The following is a 16,451-nucleotide window of genomic DNA, read 5'->3' on the forward strand; positions in this document are numbered from 1 at the left end:
AGTTTCGTTGGGGTGGGGGCCCCTCCACTCCAACGAACACCCATACCACTCAGGCAATCCAAAGAATTACTTTCCCTAGCTTACACAAACTTCTTGGTGCTACCTCACATCAACCGCTCCATTAATTAAAGGATGTACTTTGATGTCGTAGTCAACATTAATTTTCATATTTTCCCAATATTTCAACCATTGCTCATCCGTTATTTCTTTAGAAAACGGCTTAAGCGAATGGGTTCCGACCTCTAAGGGATCCACTTTCCACCGTTGCATTCTTTTTAATAAATCCGACGTTTGTTCCTGAAGGTAGAGCTCAAGCTCATTAATTAAATGTTCCGATTGTTCTTCACTTTGAATATTCATTTCTCCCTGGTATTCCTCTATTCTTCCGTTCAATCCCACATGTAAAGACAAGGATGAATAGTCCCTCGATAATTTCATGCGAACATCGGATCGAATACGTCCTAAACTGATAGATAACTTTGGAATGGCCAAGACTTTTAGGAAATGATCGTTATCCAGAAGTTGAAAAATATCATCGTCCACGTCTTGAATGACCATTACTTCTTTATCCTTTTGGAATAAGGCTGTCCCTACGTAATTGAAATTGTTCTTATCCGAATGAAAAACCGGCAGGATCGGATCCTTAAGAGGGGAATATAACATCTTCATAAATTGATGAATATTGACGATGCTCATTTCACCTTGGTTATGCTCCTCGTAATGCTTTAACATCCGATAAAGAAAATAATCTTGGTTTTCTTGCTTCGTCAATTGATTTTTTATGTATTCATCAAAATCGCCTCTGACAATCAACAAATAGACACGCATTGAAATATCGGGATCAACCAATATCGTATTGATCAGCCTTTCAATTCCTCCTTTTTTTGCCAGCTCCTCATTGATTAATAACATTCGCAGCTGCCCCTGCTTTAATTCCCGATAATAAATTAAATTAAACTCCCTGCCTCCCTGCTTTAACAGATCGACTTCCTTGGAGAGAAGACGTTTTTTTTCTTGGATGAGCGGTGGTACTAAAGTGCTGATTTTCAACTTTCCTTCCGTCCCCTCGTCAACCGACCAGAAAACTACCGGAGCGATCTCTTCGACCAAATTGTTCTCGACATATGGAGAAGAACAGCCGGCCATCCACATAAGGCATACACTCGCTAATAAACCATAGTGCTTGTATGATACCATGCCTACATACTCTCCTTTCGTTTAACTGCAGTGAAAAGGATCGTAGGAACAAGTAAATAAATGAATGCGCTGAGCCAGATTTGAATGTTCAGTAACATCTTTTGACCCGGAACCGTTTGCCATAACCATTGATCCATTAAGATGATGCTTATCAAAATGACGAACCAACTCGACAATAATCTGATCCGAGTCGTGCGTTCGTTCATTTTTCTCATAAAGACTCTTCCGGCTCCATAAAAACACAACAGAAGAATTGAAATGTCAAACACATAATTAAACATATGGAAAGAGATAAGGATGTAATCGATTCGTTCTAAACCGCTCGTTTGAATGTAGCTTCCCATATATCCTATCGGGAAATTGATCTTGCTTAAGAAGTTCGAACCGTAAAATAATACCGAAGCAATGAACAATAATGAATATTCCAGGATCGTCAGCATGTTTCCAATGACCAGATATTTCGATATTTTTTTATTGGAGCTTAACCATGGAACCATAAAGACCAAATATACTGGACCGGAAAATGCCGACCAAATAAACAACAAACCTTGCCATGATTGTCCTGACCATTCGGTGGGTATGAGAGGATACAAATCGCGGTAATTTGCAATCGGCGGAAAGAAAAAAGGAATAAACACGATTACGATCCAAGCCCCGCAAAGAAAGGCGATGACGACAAAACGCAATGTGTTCTCCATTCCATGTGAAGCCACAAATAAGCTGATCAAAAGAATCATTAGGATCAGCCATTTTTTATTCATTGATGGATAAATAAAACTATGGAGCATTTCAACGTATCCCAGTGTGATGACTGAAATTTTTAACAATATTATCAAAAAACCAAGTATTGCGAAAACTTGAACCGCCCGTTTCCCGAAAAGCTGTAAAAATCCTTGATAGCCTTTCGCTGCATAACTTGAAGTAAACCATTTGGACATCATCATCAAATTAAGTTGGGACAGTAGCCCCATCACGACAATTCCCCAAACCATATACGAATGAACCAAATAAGCCGGCATGATTAAAATGAAATAATGCATTTGCATGCGATTCACTAAGAGAAGGAAATAGATACCGCCAAGGGTGGAAGTTCGATTATATAAGGATAAACTCTTCACTTCTTCATCTCCTGTCGCCATTTCCGTAGTGGTTTTAGATATTTTGGACGCGTTTTCATCCAAATTAAAGGGCCGCGGATAAAGAGGTCATTCCAATCCTTCCCATAAAAAGGAGCGATCGGTGCTAAATAAGGTTGACCTAATGACGTTAATGCATGGAGATGTGCAAGAATCCCGATTAGCCCGATCACGATTCCCGGCAACCCAAGAAACGATGCAAGGACAAGAAAAAGAATTTGTATCAGCACCATGGATTTTGTCACTTGATAATTGGGAACTAAAAAGAAAGCAATAGCGGATATACCCATCAGCACTATCAGTACTTTACTTGCAAAGCCTGCTTCTACTGCAGCTTGTCCAATGACGATACCACCGATAACCCCTAAAGTTTGACTGGTTTTGGTCGGCATTCGCAAACTTGCTTCTTTGATGATTTCCAGCGTTATGATCATGAAAAATCCTTCCGCAAACGGAGTAAAGGGCAATTTGCTTCTCGATTCCAACAATACGTAAAGAAGCGGCAGCGGAACCATTTGGTAATGAAATGTCGTTAACGCAACATAAAAAGGAATCATCGTCAAAGAAACAATAAAACTTACATACCGGATTATACGTAAAAAACTGGCTACCGGCCAACGAAGGAAGTAGTCTTCCGGCGATTGCATTAGATGGAAAAAAGTAATGGGAGCAATTAAGGCAAACGGTGAATTGGAAACCAATATCGTCAGCTTTCCCTCACCTAAGGCGTAGGCGCAGGCATCCGGCCGATCCGTTTGTAGAAACTGCGGAAAGACCGTATGGTTATGATCTTCAATAAAAGCTGCAAGCTGAGAGGAGTCTAAAAATTGATCGAAATCCACACTGTTAATTTTCTTTCTTGCAAGGGATACAAATTCTGGATTAATTAATCCGTCTATGTACAGTAACACAACTTTCGTTTTACTTAGTGAACCGATAGTAAAGCTTTCCGTTTTTAATGTAGTTATAGGCAAACGTCTGCGCAACATTGTAATATTTTTATCGATTTGTTCACTGAAGCTGTCTTTCGCTCCATATATAACCGTTTCCGTTTGGGAAGGTTCAACTGCCCGACCCAAAGAACTTTCCAACTGGACGCCTAACCATTGATTGTTGACTGAATCGTTTAGAAGAATAAATCCTTGCATTATTTTTTGCTCAGCATCTTCGATCGATAGAACTTCCGAAACTTTGGCATTGGTTATGCATGAAGAAAGTGAATTGCCGACAGATCGATAAAGTGGCTGAATAATCGCCTCGTTTAAACGCTCTTGATCGATTAACGTTTTTATGTATAAAAGATGGACTGAAGCACTGGTACCCATTCTGTGCTCAACGACTTCGGCATCATCCATATGGTTCAATTTCTGTTTTAATTCATCAAGCCATGTAGACATTTGATGATTCTTCATTTGAGGGTCTTTTTTAACCATAGTCTTCTCCTCCATGATTAAAGTGATTATCTGGTATTATCTTGCTCTGTAATCGAAAAATTATACAACCGGCAATTTGTATTTCAAACCGTCCTGGGTGCATAATTCGTTTGCCGGTCGTCTTATCCTCGCAAGGCCGCCTGCAGGTAACGGACGCGATCATTGAACGGACGAGGGTTTATTTCACGCCCCGATTTTTGCAGAACTTCTGGACGGCATCCCACAATTCTATACTGATGATCGGTTCGTGCTCACCGTCAACGACGATGGGGTCCTTTTTTGATAGATTCGTTACCCGGAGCAGCTAGAAAGAGTATTCAAAGGAAGATCTAGTCTCTCACTGGGTGAAATCATTTACGTAAACTCAAGAGGTGGATGGTACCTTGAAAGAAGTATTGAATGTGATGGTGAAATGGGTTCTACAGCATTTTGGCAACTGTTACAGACCAGCATGATTTACCACCAACGGAACAGTATTGGAACTTGAACAAAAGCTCAAACTATATTCCACCTTTGGAGGCACTTGCGTATATACTTTTCGGTGAATGATGCCATCATCTTCAAGTTCCCTTAATTGTTGAGTCAACACCTTTTGTGTGATGCCTGGCATATCGCGGCGAAGCTCTCCGAATCTTTTGGCTCCCTCGGTAAGGTGGCAAAGAATAACCGGCTTCCACTTGCCGCCGATTACTTTCAGTGTCATTTACATGGAGGATTTAAATTGTTGGTCCCCCAAGTCTTAGCCCTGGAACAGGGAAGGGAATCGGGAAAGCCGCTGCTATTGCGCTTGCGAAAGAAGGCGTACATCTTGGTATCATGGCTAGAAGCGCTGCCGATTTGGAGAGCCTTCAGAATTTTTAGGGAAGTCGTATGCAGTCAAGGTGTTTCAGGTTACCGCCGATATTTTCAATAAAGAATAAGCTGAACTAGCAATAAATACGCTGGCAGAAAAGCTTGGAACCATTGATATTCTCATCAATAATGCGAGTGTAGCGAAGTTTGGGACCGTACTTGAGATGGAAACGGAGGCTTGGGAGCGCATCATTCAAACGAACCTCATGGGGACGTACTATGTTACCCGGGCGGCATTGCCAACGGTTCTGCCTATTGTGCTTCCAAATTCGCAGTGTTGGGATTCACAGAATCTCTCATGCATGAAGTGAGGAAATCCAATATTCTCGTAACTGCTTTGACCCCAAGCACGGTTAATACGGAATTGGCGGCGAATGTTGGTCTGAAAATAGGTGACGAAGACAGGATGATGCAGCCTGAAGATGTGGCTGAACTTATTGTAGCGACTCTGCAATTACCACAACGAGTCTTTATAAAGACTGCTGGAATTTTGACAACAAATCCGCAATAAAAGAGGGCAAGCTATACTTAGATTTACAATAAAAATGTGTTGAGGTGTTGAGCACATTTGGATGTTGTCGGCCGCTGCACCAAAGTCAACTTAGTAAAGAGTCTATTCTGGGATATCGATTTTCTCGATATCCCTTTTTAAATTGTGAAAGAAATTTAGCCGTTATAGCGTATAAGGAGAACCGTATCATAAATAGGGTGAAAAATTAGTTGTGATTGAAGTTTATATAGAGATAAAATCAACCCCTAAGATGACTCTTAGGTTTTTGTATATGACTTAATACAACAATATTTACAAATTCATGATACGATATTGCTAAATTGGGAAATAGATGCTCCATATGTAAGATAGAATTAATTATTGATAGAACTGTTGAAGATGAATCATAACAAAATGATTGATGATCAACCAAGGATGTTTACTGAAACTATTATGACTCTGTAGAATGGGGGCCACTATATGTCGTTAGCTAATAAAAAAGAAGAGTGTTTACTTATTGAGACATTAAAATCGCATATACCAAATGTAGAGGAATTACTGAATCCAGCACTTGAGGAATCAGAAATAGATCTTTTCGAGAGCATGATGAACTGCAAATTTCCAGAAGATTTCAGAAAGTTATACATGAATTCTAATGGAGAAGGAGAGCAGATTTTTGGTGTTATGGCTGGTCTTGGTTGGATGAACATTGAATCGATAGTAAGCAACTGGAAGTCCCTTTTGGAATCAGCATACGATATTATATCCAGCAAATCAGATGTAATAAAAGATGGGAACTACAGAGAAGGCTGGATTCCTTTTGCTGAAGATGGTGGTGGCTCATTTTTGGCAATAGATTTAGACCCCGGAGAAAAGGGCATTTATGGGCAAATTATTACTATAGATCACAATTCTAATTTTTCCTATGTTATTGCGGAAAGTTTGGGGCATTTCTTTGAATTTATCAATTCGAGCCTCAGAAATAGTAGTATTGGTATTCGTGAAGAAGATGATGTAATCATATTATCTCGTGAAAATGGAAGTTTGTTAGATGATATTTTGGCTTTGACTAATTGGAATATCGAAGAGAAAAGCCTTATCCCTGTAAGCGGATTTTGGGAAGAGTATTTTAAAGACGATGTTGAGAGTGGTTTTGTATCTTCAAAAACATTGAAAAAAAAGAGAATGGTATTTATTAGAGCTGATCAAGCTCAAAAATACGGAGCAATATCTTTGGATATTTTAACCCATATGGTTAATCTTAAAGAACTTATTATACATGCGGATGAAATTACTAATTTTGATGTACTTCAACGGTTGACTTCTTTAGCAGAACTTGTGATAGGATCAGAAGCTTTTAAAGAGTCTGATTTGAAGTACTTGGTTTCTTTAGATGGGTTAAGGAAGCTAACATTAATAGGACTTCCATTAAAAAATATACATAAACTGAAAGATATAAAGAAATTAAAGAGTTTGAGATTATGTAGAATGAACTCAATTGAAATGGAATTAATAGGAACTATAAAAAATTTGAAGGAACTAAGTTTAGAAGAAATGGAGGTTGGCGACCTGCTTTATATTTCAAACCTTAGTAAGTTAATAAAACTAGAGCTCAAACAAGTGACAATACCACATTTATCATTCTTAAAAGCTTTAAAGAATCTAACGGTTTTTGAGACAGATAGCTGTGCAATAGATGAATCACACATAGAGGTTATAGGAGAATTGAAGAAATTAAAGCAGTTCACTTATCCGGTTGGAGATTTAACAATACTCAAAAATTGTATGAGTCTAAAGCAGATTGGAGTAGATGCATCAAGACTTAAAGGTTTGGAGGAAATTTCAGACTGTAATATAGTCGATATAACTATATTTCATGCAACATCGAAAGAGAATGCGAAGTCCGTAGTCGCGGAGTTTAGTAAATACTTTAAACTTCAGTCATATGGATGGCAGGTAACATGGAAAGATTAATGAAACTTGCCTACGCTGAGCTTTATCATAATAGGGTGGAATTTTTATAAAAGAAAGGAGACCTTTCCGGTAAGCAATCAGAGGGGTCTTTTTTGCGAAACAAGAAATAATATACATGGGTCTGTGAAGTTTACAATTGTAATCTAATTATTGAACGTCTAGCATTAAGTAAAATGGAACGATACATTAGGTGGATAAGGCGTACTACGGGTTGTTTATATTATCCTCGCATAATTTTTTCGATATGGAGAGTTTATGAAAAAGACTATTGTTTGTGTGATAACGATACTTATATTAATCTCAGGATTCGCAACACAAAGTTATGCGTCGTTGTCAGATACGCAATCTGCGGCAATACACGCGTTGCTGGATGATGCCCGTCGTATATCAGGTGTGCCGGGAATGTCAATCTCGATACTTGCTGATGATGAAATGTTCTACTTTTCTTCCGGGTATGCAGACCGTAAAAGTGGGTTGTCTGCAAGTGAAAATACACTATATGAGTTGGCCTCGGTCAGTAAAGCCTTTACCGGCATGGGCATTCTGCTGTTGGAGGAGCAAGGGCTGCTGTCAATGACTGACACTGTCCAAAAATATTTACCTTGGTTTACGTTAAAGTATCAAGGGAAACCTGTTGATATGACAAGCCTTACACTCAATAACTTTCTTCACCATACTAGCGGCCTAACAAATAGTAGGCATTCTCAAAATATTCCACAAGGCAATACACCAGATTTGCTGCAAAAGACTGTGGAAAAGCTGGTAGATGCTGGGTTGGCGTTCCCTCCCGGTGAACAGTATAGCTATGGAACCGTTAATTATGACGTATTGGGTTTGGTTATTGAGATTGTGTCGGGACAAAGCTATGAAGACTTTATGAGGGAACAGGTATTTCAGCCGTTAGGTCTTCACCAGACGTATGTTTATAAAGAAGATGCTCAAGCCACCGGACAGTTGGCACAGGGCTACCGTTCTTCCTTTTTTATGACAACTCCATATAACGCACCGGATTATTCCGGGAATAAACCCGCAGGCTACATCATTTCTTGTACAAAAGATATGGCGCGTTGGATGAGCATACAGATGGGTATTGTGAAGGACATACCCGAAATATTCCATACGGTTATCGAAAAATCACATCAGGGTGATATGTCTGTTCCGGCTGTCAACGAAATGTATTATGCGGCGGGCTGGACGGTAAACGCCAACCAAACGATTATAGAGCACCCCGGGGGAAATCCGAATTTTGGAACCGAAGTGATTATACTGCCCAATGAACGAACAGCCGTCTGCTTGCTGACCAACGGCGCAAATATCAATAGAAGCATTGTACTAAGAGTTAAAGATATATTAGACGGCAATCTAACGCAGTCATATGAAATAAGCAGCACACAGCTTTTGGACATCATTTTATCGTCTACCACAATTATTTTTTGCCTATTGGCCGTTCTGTTCTTTCTACTAGGATTACGCAGAAGGAAAACGAATGAGCGGCAGTCAATGACAAAAAAGCGAATAATCGTAACAGCTATTTTGCTGATTGCTACGATTGCCCTGTGTATAATGTGCTGTGTATTAGATTGGTCAACGATACTTATTTGGCAAACATATAGTGTTCTTACAGCCTTGATTTCGTCAGCATTATTAACAGCAAGCATTACATGGTTTGTATACACTCACCGATATAATAGTCTCATAAGAGGCGGGGCAGAGCGAGGTTTTTTTGATTTATGAATACATGTTCTTGTCGCGATCAAAGGACAAGAACATGTAACCATTGCCGCTAGAAGCAGAGGGGGGAAGGAACATAAAAGGATATTTTGATTTTAGCAATTTATTTTACAACCCGATTGCACCTATTGAACTTCCATATCACTTAGTTAGCATATTTATCAACATTGTCTAATCCCCATCCTTAGCTGGCCCTCGCTCTGCGACCCTTCCTTACGACAAATCCTTTTTATACTGGATGGCCATGTAAATTCCACCAGCTAAAAATGCTAGCGCATATTTGAACAAGAAAAAGATGTTCCACATATACTCTTTAGGAAAAATCATGTCACATAGAATAATTGTCAACAGCATAAAGTAACTGCTTTTCAAAAAGATTTTATTTGTCCGTTCATCGTCTTGCCCAATCTTCTTATAAAATACATAGGTAAAAATCGCACTACCCATGAGCAGTAAAAAACCGACTCCAATGAGAATATTCCAATTTCCCGTAGATTGCTCAGCCCAGGACTTTAAAGGATGAAAAATTGCGTTATGGATATCAGAAATAGACTTAATTTTCATTTTGATCATTTCCTTTCAAATAAGTAAAAACATCGTTTACATCAACATTAAAAAAATCGGCAATTCGAAAAGCCAATAGCAGAGTCGGAACATAATTCCCTTTTTCCATTACGAAAATGGTTTGTTTGGAAACCCCGACTTTCTCTGCTAATTCTTGCTGAGACATTCTGGCAAGTACACGATATTCATAAACCTTATTGGATATTGAATCACCAAAATCTTTCTTCATGACCATCACCTCTTGAAGCAAATTATAAACTTATTTTTAACAAAAGTAAAGTGTACTTATACTAAGTAATATAAAACCTTTATGTTTACTTAGATTGCTTTGATTTACAAGACTAGACTACAAAAAGAACCTGACGAAATTCATGATTCCGTCAGGTTCACATATCGATCTAATGTAATTTATGGTTTTTGTTTTTGGTGGTGCATTTTATGATTTTCAGTGGTGCAAATCGATGAATGATTGCCACGATCGTGCAAGAACAATTCACAGTCAATAGCAGACGGATGGCAATCGGATTACTTAACGGATCTGGGATGGACGAAACCCATGCCTTTTAGCACGCCAGGCAACAAACAGAGCAAGAAACAAGAGAATCAGGAGTGCCCAAGGAAAGGAGAGATATAGGTGTACAAAATATTATGAGCCAGCATCCAGGCAAGAACCACAACCAAGATAGGAATCACCCCAGGTGTGAGTAAACTTTGAATACTGAAATGCGTTTATCAGCTGACTGTCCCGGATAATAAAGCAGCGACAGAAAAAGACTTGATAAATAAAGTCTTAGACTGCCGCTGTTGTTGCTCAATTATCGTTTCCCGTTAGTTTAGTCAAGGATGTTACGAAAAAACTATATATTTCGATTTTCATATTTAGATTAACCCCAATTGAAGGATTTAATGAAAATAAATTAAAAATCACCATACTATTTTAACAAAAAATTACTGAACATGTATTTCCGATTTGATATCATTTTGACTTAAAAATTTTATTAAATCATTACTCAGCTGCACAATCTCATTGTTAGCATTATTCGCATAATCCGGCAACATCATATCCCTAACCATTTTAGTTCTTAGCCATGTCATAAAGAAAAGATCCAAAAATAAGTTTGGAAATTTCAGCACCATTTTAAGCATTGATGGATCAATTGAAACGCCAGCTTTTTGTATTGCCCTTAGATACGCTTTTAAAGTGACTGTTATTTTGCGTGCCGTCTTTCTGGTTCTGGCTGTTTTTTTGTCAATAATCTTATTCTCAGAATGCAAAAAACTCAACATGGCAATGTCTGATACGGAATGTGTGATTAGATACGCTTGCATATCTTTTTTAATAACGTAGGGAAGCTTTGCAGTTTTAAATAATTTTGCAAGGTTTTCTATGCGTTCTGTCGCTACACCACTAATTTCTCCAAATGCAGTTGCCGCTATAAACTTTGGTAGAAATCGAGTATGCAATACTCCATCTTTAATCTGTCCGCCGAAGCCAGGAAAAGCTGGTAAAAGTCTATCCCCTACGATATCCAGCCACGAAGAAAATCCAATTGAATTACTAATCATCGTAACTATATTTTTGCTTTGATTATCTTTTAGCGCTAACAATGCTGATTCGGACCGATCATAACGAACGGTAACGAAAATAAAATCGTATACATCGTCATTTTCGAGCGTATCAATGACATTCACTTGTATCGATCTAACTGTACCTTTTTCTATATACTGCAGGCCATTTTCTCTTAATGATGTATATCTATTCGAATGTGCAAACAGGCTAACGTCAAACCCTGCTTCAATAAGCTTTATTGCGTACATGCTCCCGATGACACCTGCACCAAAAATTAAAATTCTATCTTGTTTTGCCGACATATAAACCACCCCTACTTATTAATATTCCTTTTGATTATCCGACAACATGTTGTATGATGTGATTATAAATCTTCATTATTCCTTGATCAACCATCAGTTTTTTATGATTTGTCGGATGATATTCTTATTCACTAGTAGGAGGGTAACATGAAAAAGCAACCCCAAATAACGGAGAAAACAAGACAAAAGTTTGTAGAAGTTTTTTGTGAGTTATATAGTCAAAAGCCGATTGAAAAAATTTCGATTCAGGAAATTTCGAATAAGTCAGGATATAACCGCAGCACCTTTTATCAATACTTTACTGACATTTACGAATTGTTAGACTCTGTTGAAAATGACTTATTGAATGACATAAAAAAAGAATTGGCGAATAAAGAGCTATCGAAGGATACGGTTCAAGATACGCTCAATTGTCTGGATAAAAAAGAACATCTCCTGGTTCTTAATGCCCTTTTGGGTGATTATGGAAGTGCCCGTTTTTTAAAACGCTTAAAGAAAGAAATCACTTTGGATCAATTAGAATTAAACGTTCCGCAAAACCAATCCTTAACGCCATACTTCATTGAGTTTTACCTGACAACTGCTCTTTCTTTGTTTCGTCTTTGGCTCCAGCGTCAAAAGGATTTGTCGTCTGAAGAATTTTTCAAGTTAGTGGAGAACCTATATTCAAAAGGGATTACGCCCTATTTTAACGAATGAGTCTGTCATTCAAACCAAATCCATATGGTCTATAACAATAAATAAGCGCGCATAAGCTTGTTTACACAATATACTCCATAAAAACTGACCTAACTTACTCTTAAGGTGGACGATGTTATAGAGCACGAGATAGGGCGTTATTGCTTATATATTTACTGAGCGACGTTCCATACGATCAGTTTCTATTATATTGAAATATCAACGAAATTGTTTGTAACCTTTTGCAAAAAAATTCGTATCTAACAATTGATTCAACAGTGTAATCATAATTATTAAGGCAAAGGAGAACCATCTGGGAAGAAACTTATATAACTGGCGATAAAAATACCTAATTTTCAGTATTTGATCCAAATCCCTTGACTATGACGTTAGGTCATAGTGCATAATTCTCACTAATAGACGACTAGGAGTGAGAGATATGAACATAAAAACATTGCGTTCAGACCACATTTATCAAAAAGTTGCCCAAGCTTCGCCCGAGGAAAAACTTGAATTATTCAGAAATGAAATGATGGCTCCCTTTATGAAACAATGGCAAATTCAACAGATCCCTTTTAGAGCTGAAGAGGGGAATGGTTTTGACGTTGTTACGTTTAATAGTATAATGCATCGATCCCCTGATCAGATTACCCAGCAGATTTCATCTGAGGTAGAGTTGATTTCATCAGATTCTTTTTGGTTAGAGTGTGAGCACGCGGTAAGGAAAAGCCTCCGTCTATTTATAGAGCATGAAATAAGTCTCCCCGTATCCGAATATTTGTTTACCATTCAACTAGGGAATCCTGAAAGCAGTGCCTTAACAATAAACGAAGGATATAGTGGCTTTGGGGGCATTCCCGGGTTTATCTGGGGTACACTCTTGCCAAATGAGTACACGATTTCTCGAATGAAGGCTGCGCTGGCGCACGAATGCAACCATAATGTGCGATATCAATTTATTCAGTGGGATCACACCGTTAATTTGGGCGAGCTCATTGTAAGTGAAGGATTAGCTGAAAACTATGCTATGTTCATGTTTGGCGAAGAATTGCTCGGCCCTTGGGTAACGAAAACAAACGCAGACACACTTAACAGGCGCATAAAGCCTGTCCTTAGAGAGCAATTGCAATTAACAGGGTTTGATAAATTTGCTCCGTATCTTTACGGTGACGAGATCGCCAAACTTCAAAACTTTGAACCGGTCAATATGCCTTATAGTGCTGGCTACGCTTGCGGATATTATTTAATCCAATATTATTTAAGAAAAACAGGAAGAACAATCTTTGAGGCCACAATAACACCTGCTGCTCAAATACTAGACGAAGTAAAAGGATTTTGGGATGAAGAAACCATTATTAGCTGTTAAAGATATTGTTCAGATTACAGGCATTACTAGCCGGACCTTGCATTATTACGATAGGATTGATTTATTTAAACCGACACATCTGACGGAAAAAGGGTATCGCTTATATGATCGAAGCAGTTTGGAAAAACTTCAAACTATTTTGTTCTTAAAGGAATTGGATTTTCCCTTGAAAGAAATTGCGGACATTTTAAAGCTGACCAGGCAAGAACAGAATCAAATATTAAAGAAGCAGAGACAAACCTTATTTTCGAGAAAACAAAGACTAGAAACCATCATGGTTGCTCTCGAAGAATACGTTTCGGGGAATGATATTAGTAATTTGCAAATTTTCAACAATTCTTCCGTTTTGCCATTAAAAGAACAATATGCAAATGAGGCGAGATTCATCTATGGTGAAACAGAAGCGTATAATGTGTTTAATGAAACGTTGGATAAACTATCACAAGATGAAAAAGATGAACGTTTTCAATCGATGGAGGAAGTATTCAAGCAAATTGCGTCTTGTGTCGATCAGCATCCTTCCTCCGATGAAGTTCAACGATTAATCGAGGAGTGGAAAAAAAATCTAATGCAATTCATGCCATGTGATAAAGAGCTACTGGCTTGCATTGCCGATACTTATAAATTCGATGTACGATTCAATAACTACTTTAATCAATATAGCAATGAGGATTTTTCAGATTTTCTACACAGTGCTATTATGCATCATATATCTCAATCGTGAACAGGAAAATTCGTTTGAAACTTCGGTTGATAAGCGGAGTGTGAAGATAGAAGAGAGGAACAATATAGAAAAGACAGCCAAGATAAATAATTTGAAAGCCACAGATAATGCAGTTTTTATAATAAAAAATGAGGAACAGATAGAGAACGCCATACTATATAAATCGAAAACATTTTGGTATGAGTCTTGGCTGAAGATAAAAGAGTTCTTCGGAGTCTAACACGGTTGAACTAACGGGAAACGAAGGCCCGCGATGGAACTCGCCCAACAATTGGGCAGACGCATGGGGAACTTCATCGTTATAGGACTCTTTATGAAGTATATTCATGCTGGCAATGGACAACGCTTAAGGTTAAGTATTATCTTATACGGGAGGTCATCGCTTCTTGAAATTTGAACTAGGACGTTGCTTACTGAATGAACGATTGATGGAATCCGGAAAGTCAGCAGAATGGCTGGCAAAAGACTTGTTTTTTAAACCGGAACGAGTTTACGACTTTATTGAAAACAAAAGAGTGATGCCACTCAAAATTGCCATATCGATCGCCGATTCCATCGGTTGTGATGTTCGTGCCTTGTATGAATTAATTCCGAACGATAATGAAGTAAAGGGAGATTAAGGGAATAAGTGGTAGGTTGCATTAAAACTACAAATGTGATCCATTAAGCTAGTTAATGATAAACGATAGCTCAATCAAAATGAAAAGGCAGCCGGTCAAATGATCGGCTGCCTTTTCATTAGCTAATAAGCAGTTTACAGTAACGAAACTGATACATTTTGGATTGAGAAACCGTCTTTATACTGAAGCAGCAAAAGGAGGGGAGGTTAGGCTAGCTAGGCAGGAATGATTGGAACAAATGAAAATGAAATTTTTTTAAAGGAGACTTGAGATGAGATTGTTTGAATTATTGCTATATTTGTCAAACATCAGTTTGTTTGTATTAACAGTTGTATTAAAAAAAGGTCAGCGTATAATTCCAGTATTCGTTGCAAGCGGGATCGCCGCAGTTTTACTGGTCATTCATTGGACGGTGGAAGGATACAGAGTGCAGTTGTTTTTATCATATTGCATAACGGTCTTTTTTTTAGCCATTTCAAGTTATAGTTATTTAAAAAAAAGCAGTTTCCAAAAAATCCCTCGATTCCTGTTGGGTTCAGCTTATACCGCTATAGCGATCATGCTGGTCGGAACAGCGGTCCTCATGTATACTTTTCCTGTGTTTAAACTCCCTGAACTGACAGGCATATTTAAGGTAGGAACGCAAACGTTTCATTTTGTGGATACCAATAGGCAAGAGATTTTTGATAAAGCAAGAGAGGGTAAAAGAGAATTGATGGTTCAGGTATGGTATCCGACTCAAGCTGGTAGTGGCAAGCGAACTGCTTTTATTCCCGATACGCGGATTTTAAGTTATATGGCCGCGAACTATGGTCTTCCCGGGTTTACTTTTCAACACCTGAAGTACGTATCCAGTCATGCATATTCGGAAGCGGAAATCTCTACGGCAAAGACTTCATACCCACTGATCCTTGGGAATCCCGGCAACGGCTCTTCTAGGTTCCTCCACACGTCGCAAGCCGAATATCTCGCGAGTCACGGATATATCGTGGCAATGATCGACCACACCTACAACACATCTGCAACCGAGTTTCCGGACGGTCGAATCACGACCAGCACAACCAACGACTTATTCTCGCCTGACCATGATTATCGGACGGAAAGCGGAAATCGCGACAAGTTAGGGAAAGTTTTAACCGACGATGTGGTGTTTGTGCTGGACCAATTCGAACTTATCCAATCGGGGCAGATTCCAAGTCATCTAAAAGGCTGGATTGATCTCGACCATGTCGGGGTGTTCGGTCATTCTATCGGTGGAGCAACGGCTTATGACGCTTCTTACGATCCGCGAATCGCGGTTGGCATAGACCTGGATGGAGGGCTTTATCGTCTGCGTGAAAGAGAGGGACTGCAAAAGCCGTTTTTATTCCTCAACTCGGAAAGCTATTTTGAAAAATTAAAAATGGTGATGGATAACCGGGTCTACACGGATGCAGAAATTAACCGTATGGGCTCAACCAGAGAGTGGGAGGATCAAGTAACGGAAGATAAAAAGTTAGAGCTAGAACGAATGCGCAAAGCGGTCGACGAAGGGGGACAAGTCCTCTATATCGAAAATACGGAGCATTTGAATTTTACCGACGTACAGTTCATTTCTCCGATTTTCAAAATGCTGGGCATTACAGGAAAGATTAAGCCCGATAGAGCGGACTCCGTTACCAATACCTATATGCTGAATTTCTTCGATATGTATCTGAAAAATCAAGACGGAATCTTAATGAAAGGACCGGATAGCCGTTTTCCGGAGGTGAAGTTCGTAACCTCGCTATAAATTACGGAGCAGGTTAATATGATTGCAGTTATTTTAGACTGAA

At 38.7% G+C, this 16,451-nt stretch carries 14 protein-coding genes and 2 pseudogenes; 9 read left to right on the forward strand and 7 right to left on the reverse strand.

The window, feature by feature from the left end; all coding sequences use genetic code 11:
- Nucleotides 1-99 precede the first annotated feature (99 nt).
- The 4 genes and pseudogenes from MKX34_RS16620 to MKX34_RS16635 all read right to left on the reverse strand — a co-directional run.
- Entirely contained in the window at nt 100-1,197 is a 1,098-nt protein-coding gene (locus MKX34_RS16620; protein WP_076106711.1) for a Ger(x)C family spore germination C-terminal domain-containing protein, read from the reverse strand.
- A 2-nt stretch (nt 1,198-1,199) separates the two neighbouring features.
- On the reverse strand, nt 1,200-2,315 hold the full coding sequence (locus tag MKX34_RS16625; RefSeq protein ID WP_076296615.1) for a GerAB/ArcD/ProY family transporter: 1,116 nt from the start codon (nt 2,313-2,315) through the stop codon (nt 1,200-1,202).
- Nucleotides 2,312-3,766, reverse strand: a complete 1,455-nt coding sequence (locus tag MKX34_RS16630; protein WP_076106716.1) for a spore germination protein — start codon at nt 3,764-3,766, stop codon at nt 2,312-2,314. The genes MKX34_RS16625 and MKX34_RS16630 overlap by 4 nt, the downstream gene beginning before the upstream one ends.
- 496 nt (nt 3,767-4,262) lie before the next feature.
- Nucleotides 4,263-4,469: pseudogene (locus tag MKX34_RS16635) on the reverse strand (helix-turn-helix domain-containing protein); the annotation flags it as partial.
- 17 nt (nt 4,470-4,486) lie between these two features.
- On the opposite strand from MKX34_RS16635, the pseudogene MKX34_RS16640 reads away from it, so the two are divergent.
- The 3 genes and pseudogenes from MKX34_RS16640 (at nt 4,487) to MKX34_RS16650 (ending at nt 8,816) form a co-directional block, all read left to right on the forward strand.
- Nucleotides 4,487-5,129 (forward strand): annotated as a pseudogene (locus MKX34_RS16640) (SDR family NAD(P)-dependent oxidoreductase).
- 459 nt (nt 5,130-5,588) lie between these two features.
- Nucleotides 5,589-7,082, forward strand: coding sequence for an SMI1/KNR4 family protein (locus MKX34_RS16645; RefSeq protein WP_076106718.1), 1,494 nt, complete (start codon nt 5,589-5,591; stop codon nt 7,080-7,082).
- Between the two features lie 255 nt (nt 7,083-7,337).
- Nucleotides 7,338-8,816 (forward strand): serine hydrolase domain-containing protein, encoded by a 1,479-nt coding sequence (locus tag MKX34_RS16650; protein WP_076296614.1) that lies wholly within the window; start codon nt 7,338-7,340, stop codon nt 8,814-8,816.
- 210 nt (nt 8,817-9,026) lie between these two features.
- On the opposite strand, the gene MKX34_RS16655 is transcribed toward MKX34_RS16650, so the two are convergent.
- From MKX34_RS16655 to MKX34_RS16665, 3 genes are all read right to left on the reverse strand, one after another.
- Nucleotides 9,027-9,377, reverse strand: coding sequence for a hypothetical protein (locus MKX34_RS16655; protein ID WP_036677002.1), 351 nt, complete (start codon nt 9,375-9,377; stop codon nt 9,027-9,029).
- On the reverse strand, nt 9,367-9,606 hold the full coding sequence (locus tag MKX34_RS16660; protein WP_036677000.1) for a helix-turn-helix transcriptional regulator: 240 nt from the start codon (nt 9,604-9,606) through the stop codon (nt 9,367-9,369). The genes MKX34_RS16655 and MKX34_RS16660 overlap by 11 nt, the downstream gene beginning before the upstream one ends.
- A 719-nt stretch (nt 9,607-10,325) precedes the next feature.
- Nucleotides 10,326-11,249, reverse strand: a complete 924-nt coding sequence (locus tag MKX34_RS16665) for a 2-dehydropantoate 2-reductase N-terminal domain-containing protein (protein ID WP_076296613.1) — start codon at nt 11,247-11,249, stop codon at nt 10,326-10,328.
- A 147-nt stretch (nt 11,250-11,396) separates the two neighbouring features.
- Here MKX34_RS16665 and MKX34_RS16670 point away from each other — a divergent pair, with 147 nt between their 5' ends.
- The 6 genes from MKX34_RS16670 to MKX34_RS16695 all read left to right on the forward strand — a co-directional run bounded on the left by MKX34_RS16670 (nt 11,397) and on the right by MKX34_RS16695 (nt 16,408).
- Entirely contained in the window at nt 11,397-11,948 is a 552-nt protein-coding gene (locus MKX34_RS16670) for a TetR/AcrR family transcriptional regulator (RefSeq protein ID WP_036676995.1), read from the forward strand.
- A gap of 418 nt (nt 11,949-12,366) precedes the next feature.
- A complete protein-coding gene (locus MKX34_RS16675) occupies nt 12,367-13,293 on the forward strand; it encodes a DUF2268 domain-containing protein (protein ID WP_036676993.1) in 927 nt (308 codons plus the stop codon).
- Nucleotides 13,268-14,017 (forward strand): MerR family transcriptional regulator, encoded by a 750-nt coding sequence (locus tag MKX34_RS16680; RefSeq protein WP_076223744.1) that lies wholly within the window; start codon nt 13,268-13,270, stop codon nt 14,015-14,017. Before MKX34_RS16675 ends, MKX34_RS16680 begins: the two co-directional genes overlap by 26 nt.
- Before the next feature lie 40 nt (nt 14,018-14,057).
- Complete coding sequence (locus MKX34_RS16685) at nt 14,058-14,237, forward strand: hypothetical protein (protein ID WP_076223747.1); 180 nt, start codon at nt 14,058-14,060, stop codon at nt 14,235-14,237.
- A gap of 166 nt (nt 14,238-14,403) precedes the next feature.
- Entirely contained in the window at nt 14,404-14,637 is a 234-nt protein-coding gene (locus tag MKX34_RS16690; RefSeq protein ID WP_036676988.1) for a hypothetical protein, read from the forward strand.
- 271 nt (nt 14,638-14,908) lie between these two features.
- Nucleotides 14,909-16,408 (forward strand): dienelactone hydrolase, encoded by a 1,500-nt coding sequence (locus MKX34_RS16695; protein WP_076223749.1) that lies wholly within the window; start codon nt 14,909-14,911, stop codon nt 16,406-16,408.
- The last annotated feature ends 43 nt before the right edge of the window (nt 16,409-16,451 follow it).

This window comes from Paenibacillus sp. FSL R5-0636 (assembly GCF_037974255.1).
GTDB lineage: Bacteria > Bacillota > Bacilli > Paenibacillales > Paenibacillaceae > Paenibacillus_AQ > Paenibacillus_AQ odorifer.

What these genes read in the sequence shown, in the direction of transcription:
- MKX34_RS16670 (WP_036676995.1), top strand. Translation starts at nt 11,397, where the DNA reads ATGAAAAAGCAACCCCAAATAACGGAGAAAACAAGACAAAAGTTTGTA.
- MKX34_RS16660 (WP_036677000.1), bottom strand. Translation starts at nt 9,606, where the DNA reads ATGAAGAAAGATTTTGGTGATTCAATATCCAATAAGGTTTATGAATAT.
- MKX34_RS16680 (WP_076223744.1), top strand. Translation starts at nt 13,268, where the DNA reads ATGAAGAAACCATTATTAGCTGTTAAAGATATTGTTCAGATTACAGGC.
- MKX34_RS16620 (WP_076106711.1), bottom strand. Translation starts at nt 1,197, where the DNA reads ATGGTATCATACAAGCACTATGGTTTATTAGCGAGTGTATGCCTTATG.
- MKX34_RS16650 (WP_076296614.1), top strand. Translation starts at nt 7,338, where the DNA reads ATGAAAAAGACTATTGTTTGTGTGATAACGATACTTATATTAATCTCA.
- MKX34_RS16675 (WP_036676993.1), top strand. Translation starts at nt 12,367, where the DNA reads ATGAACATAAAAACATTGCGTTCAGACCACATTTATCAAAAAGTTGCC.
- MKX34_RS16695 (WP_076223749.1), top strand. Translation starts at nt 14,909, where the DNA reads ATGAGATTGTTTGAATTATTGCTATATTTGTCAAACATCAGTTTGTTT.
- MKX34_RS16645 (WP_076106718.1), top strand. Translation starts at nt 5,589, where the DNA reads ATGTCGTTAGCTAATAAAAAAGAAGAGTGTTTACTTATTGAGACATTA.
- MKX34_RS16655 (WP_036677002.1), bottom strand. Translation starts at nt 9,377, where the DNA reads ATGAAAATTAAGTCTATTTCTGATATCCATAACGCAATTTTTCATCCT.
- MKX34_RS16630 (WP_076106716.1), bottom strand. Translation starts at nt 3,766, where the DNA reads ATGGTTAAAAAAGACCCTCAAATGAAGAATCATCAAATGTCTACATGG.
- MKX34_RS16665 (WP_076296613.1), bottom strand. Translation starts at nt 11,249, where the DNA reads ATGTCGGCAAAACAAGATAGAATTTTAATTTTTGGTGCAGGTGTCATC.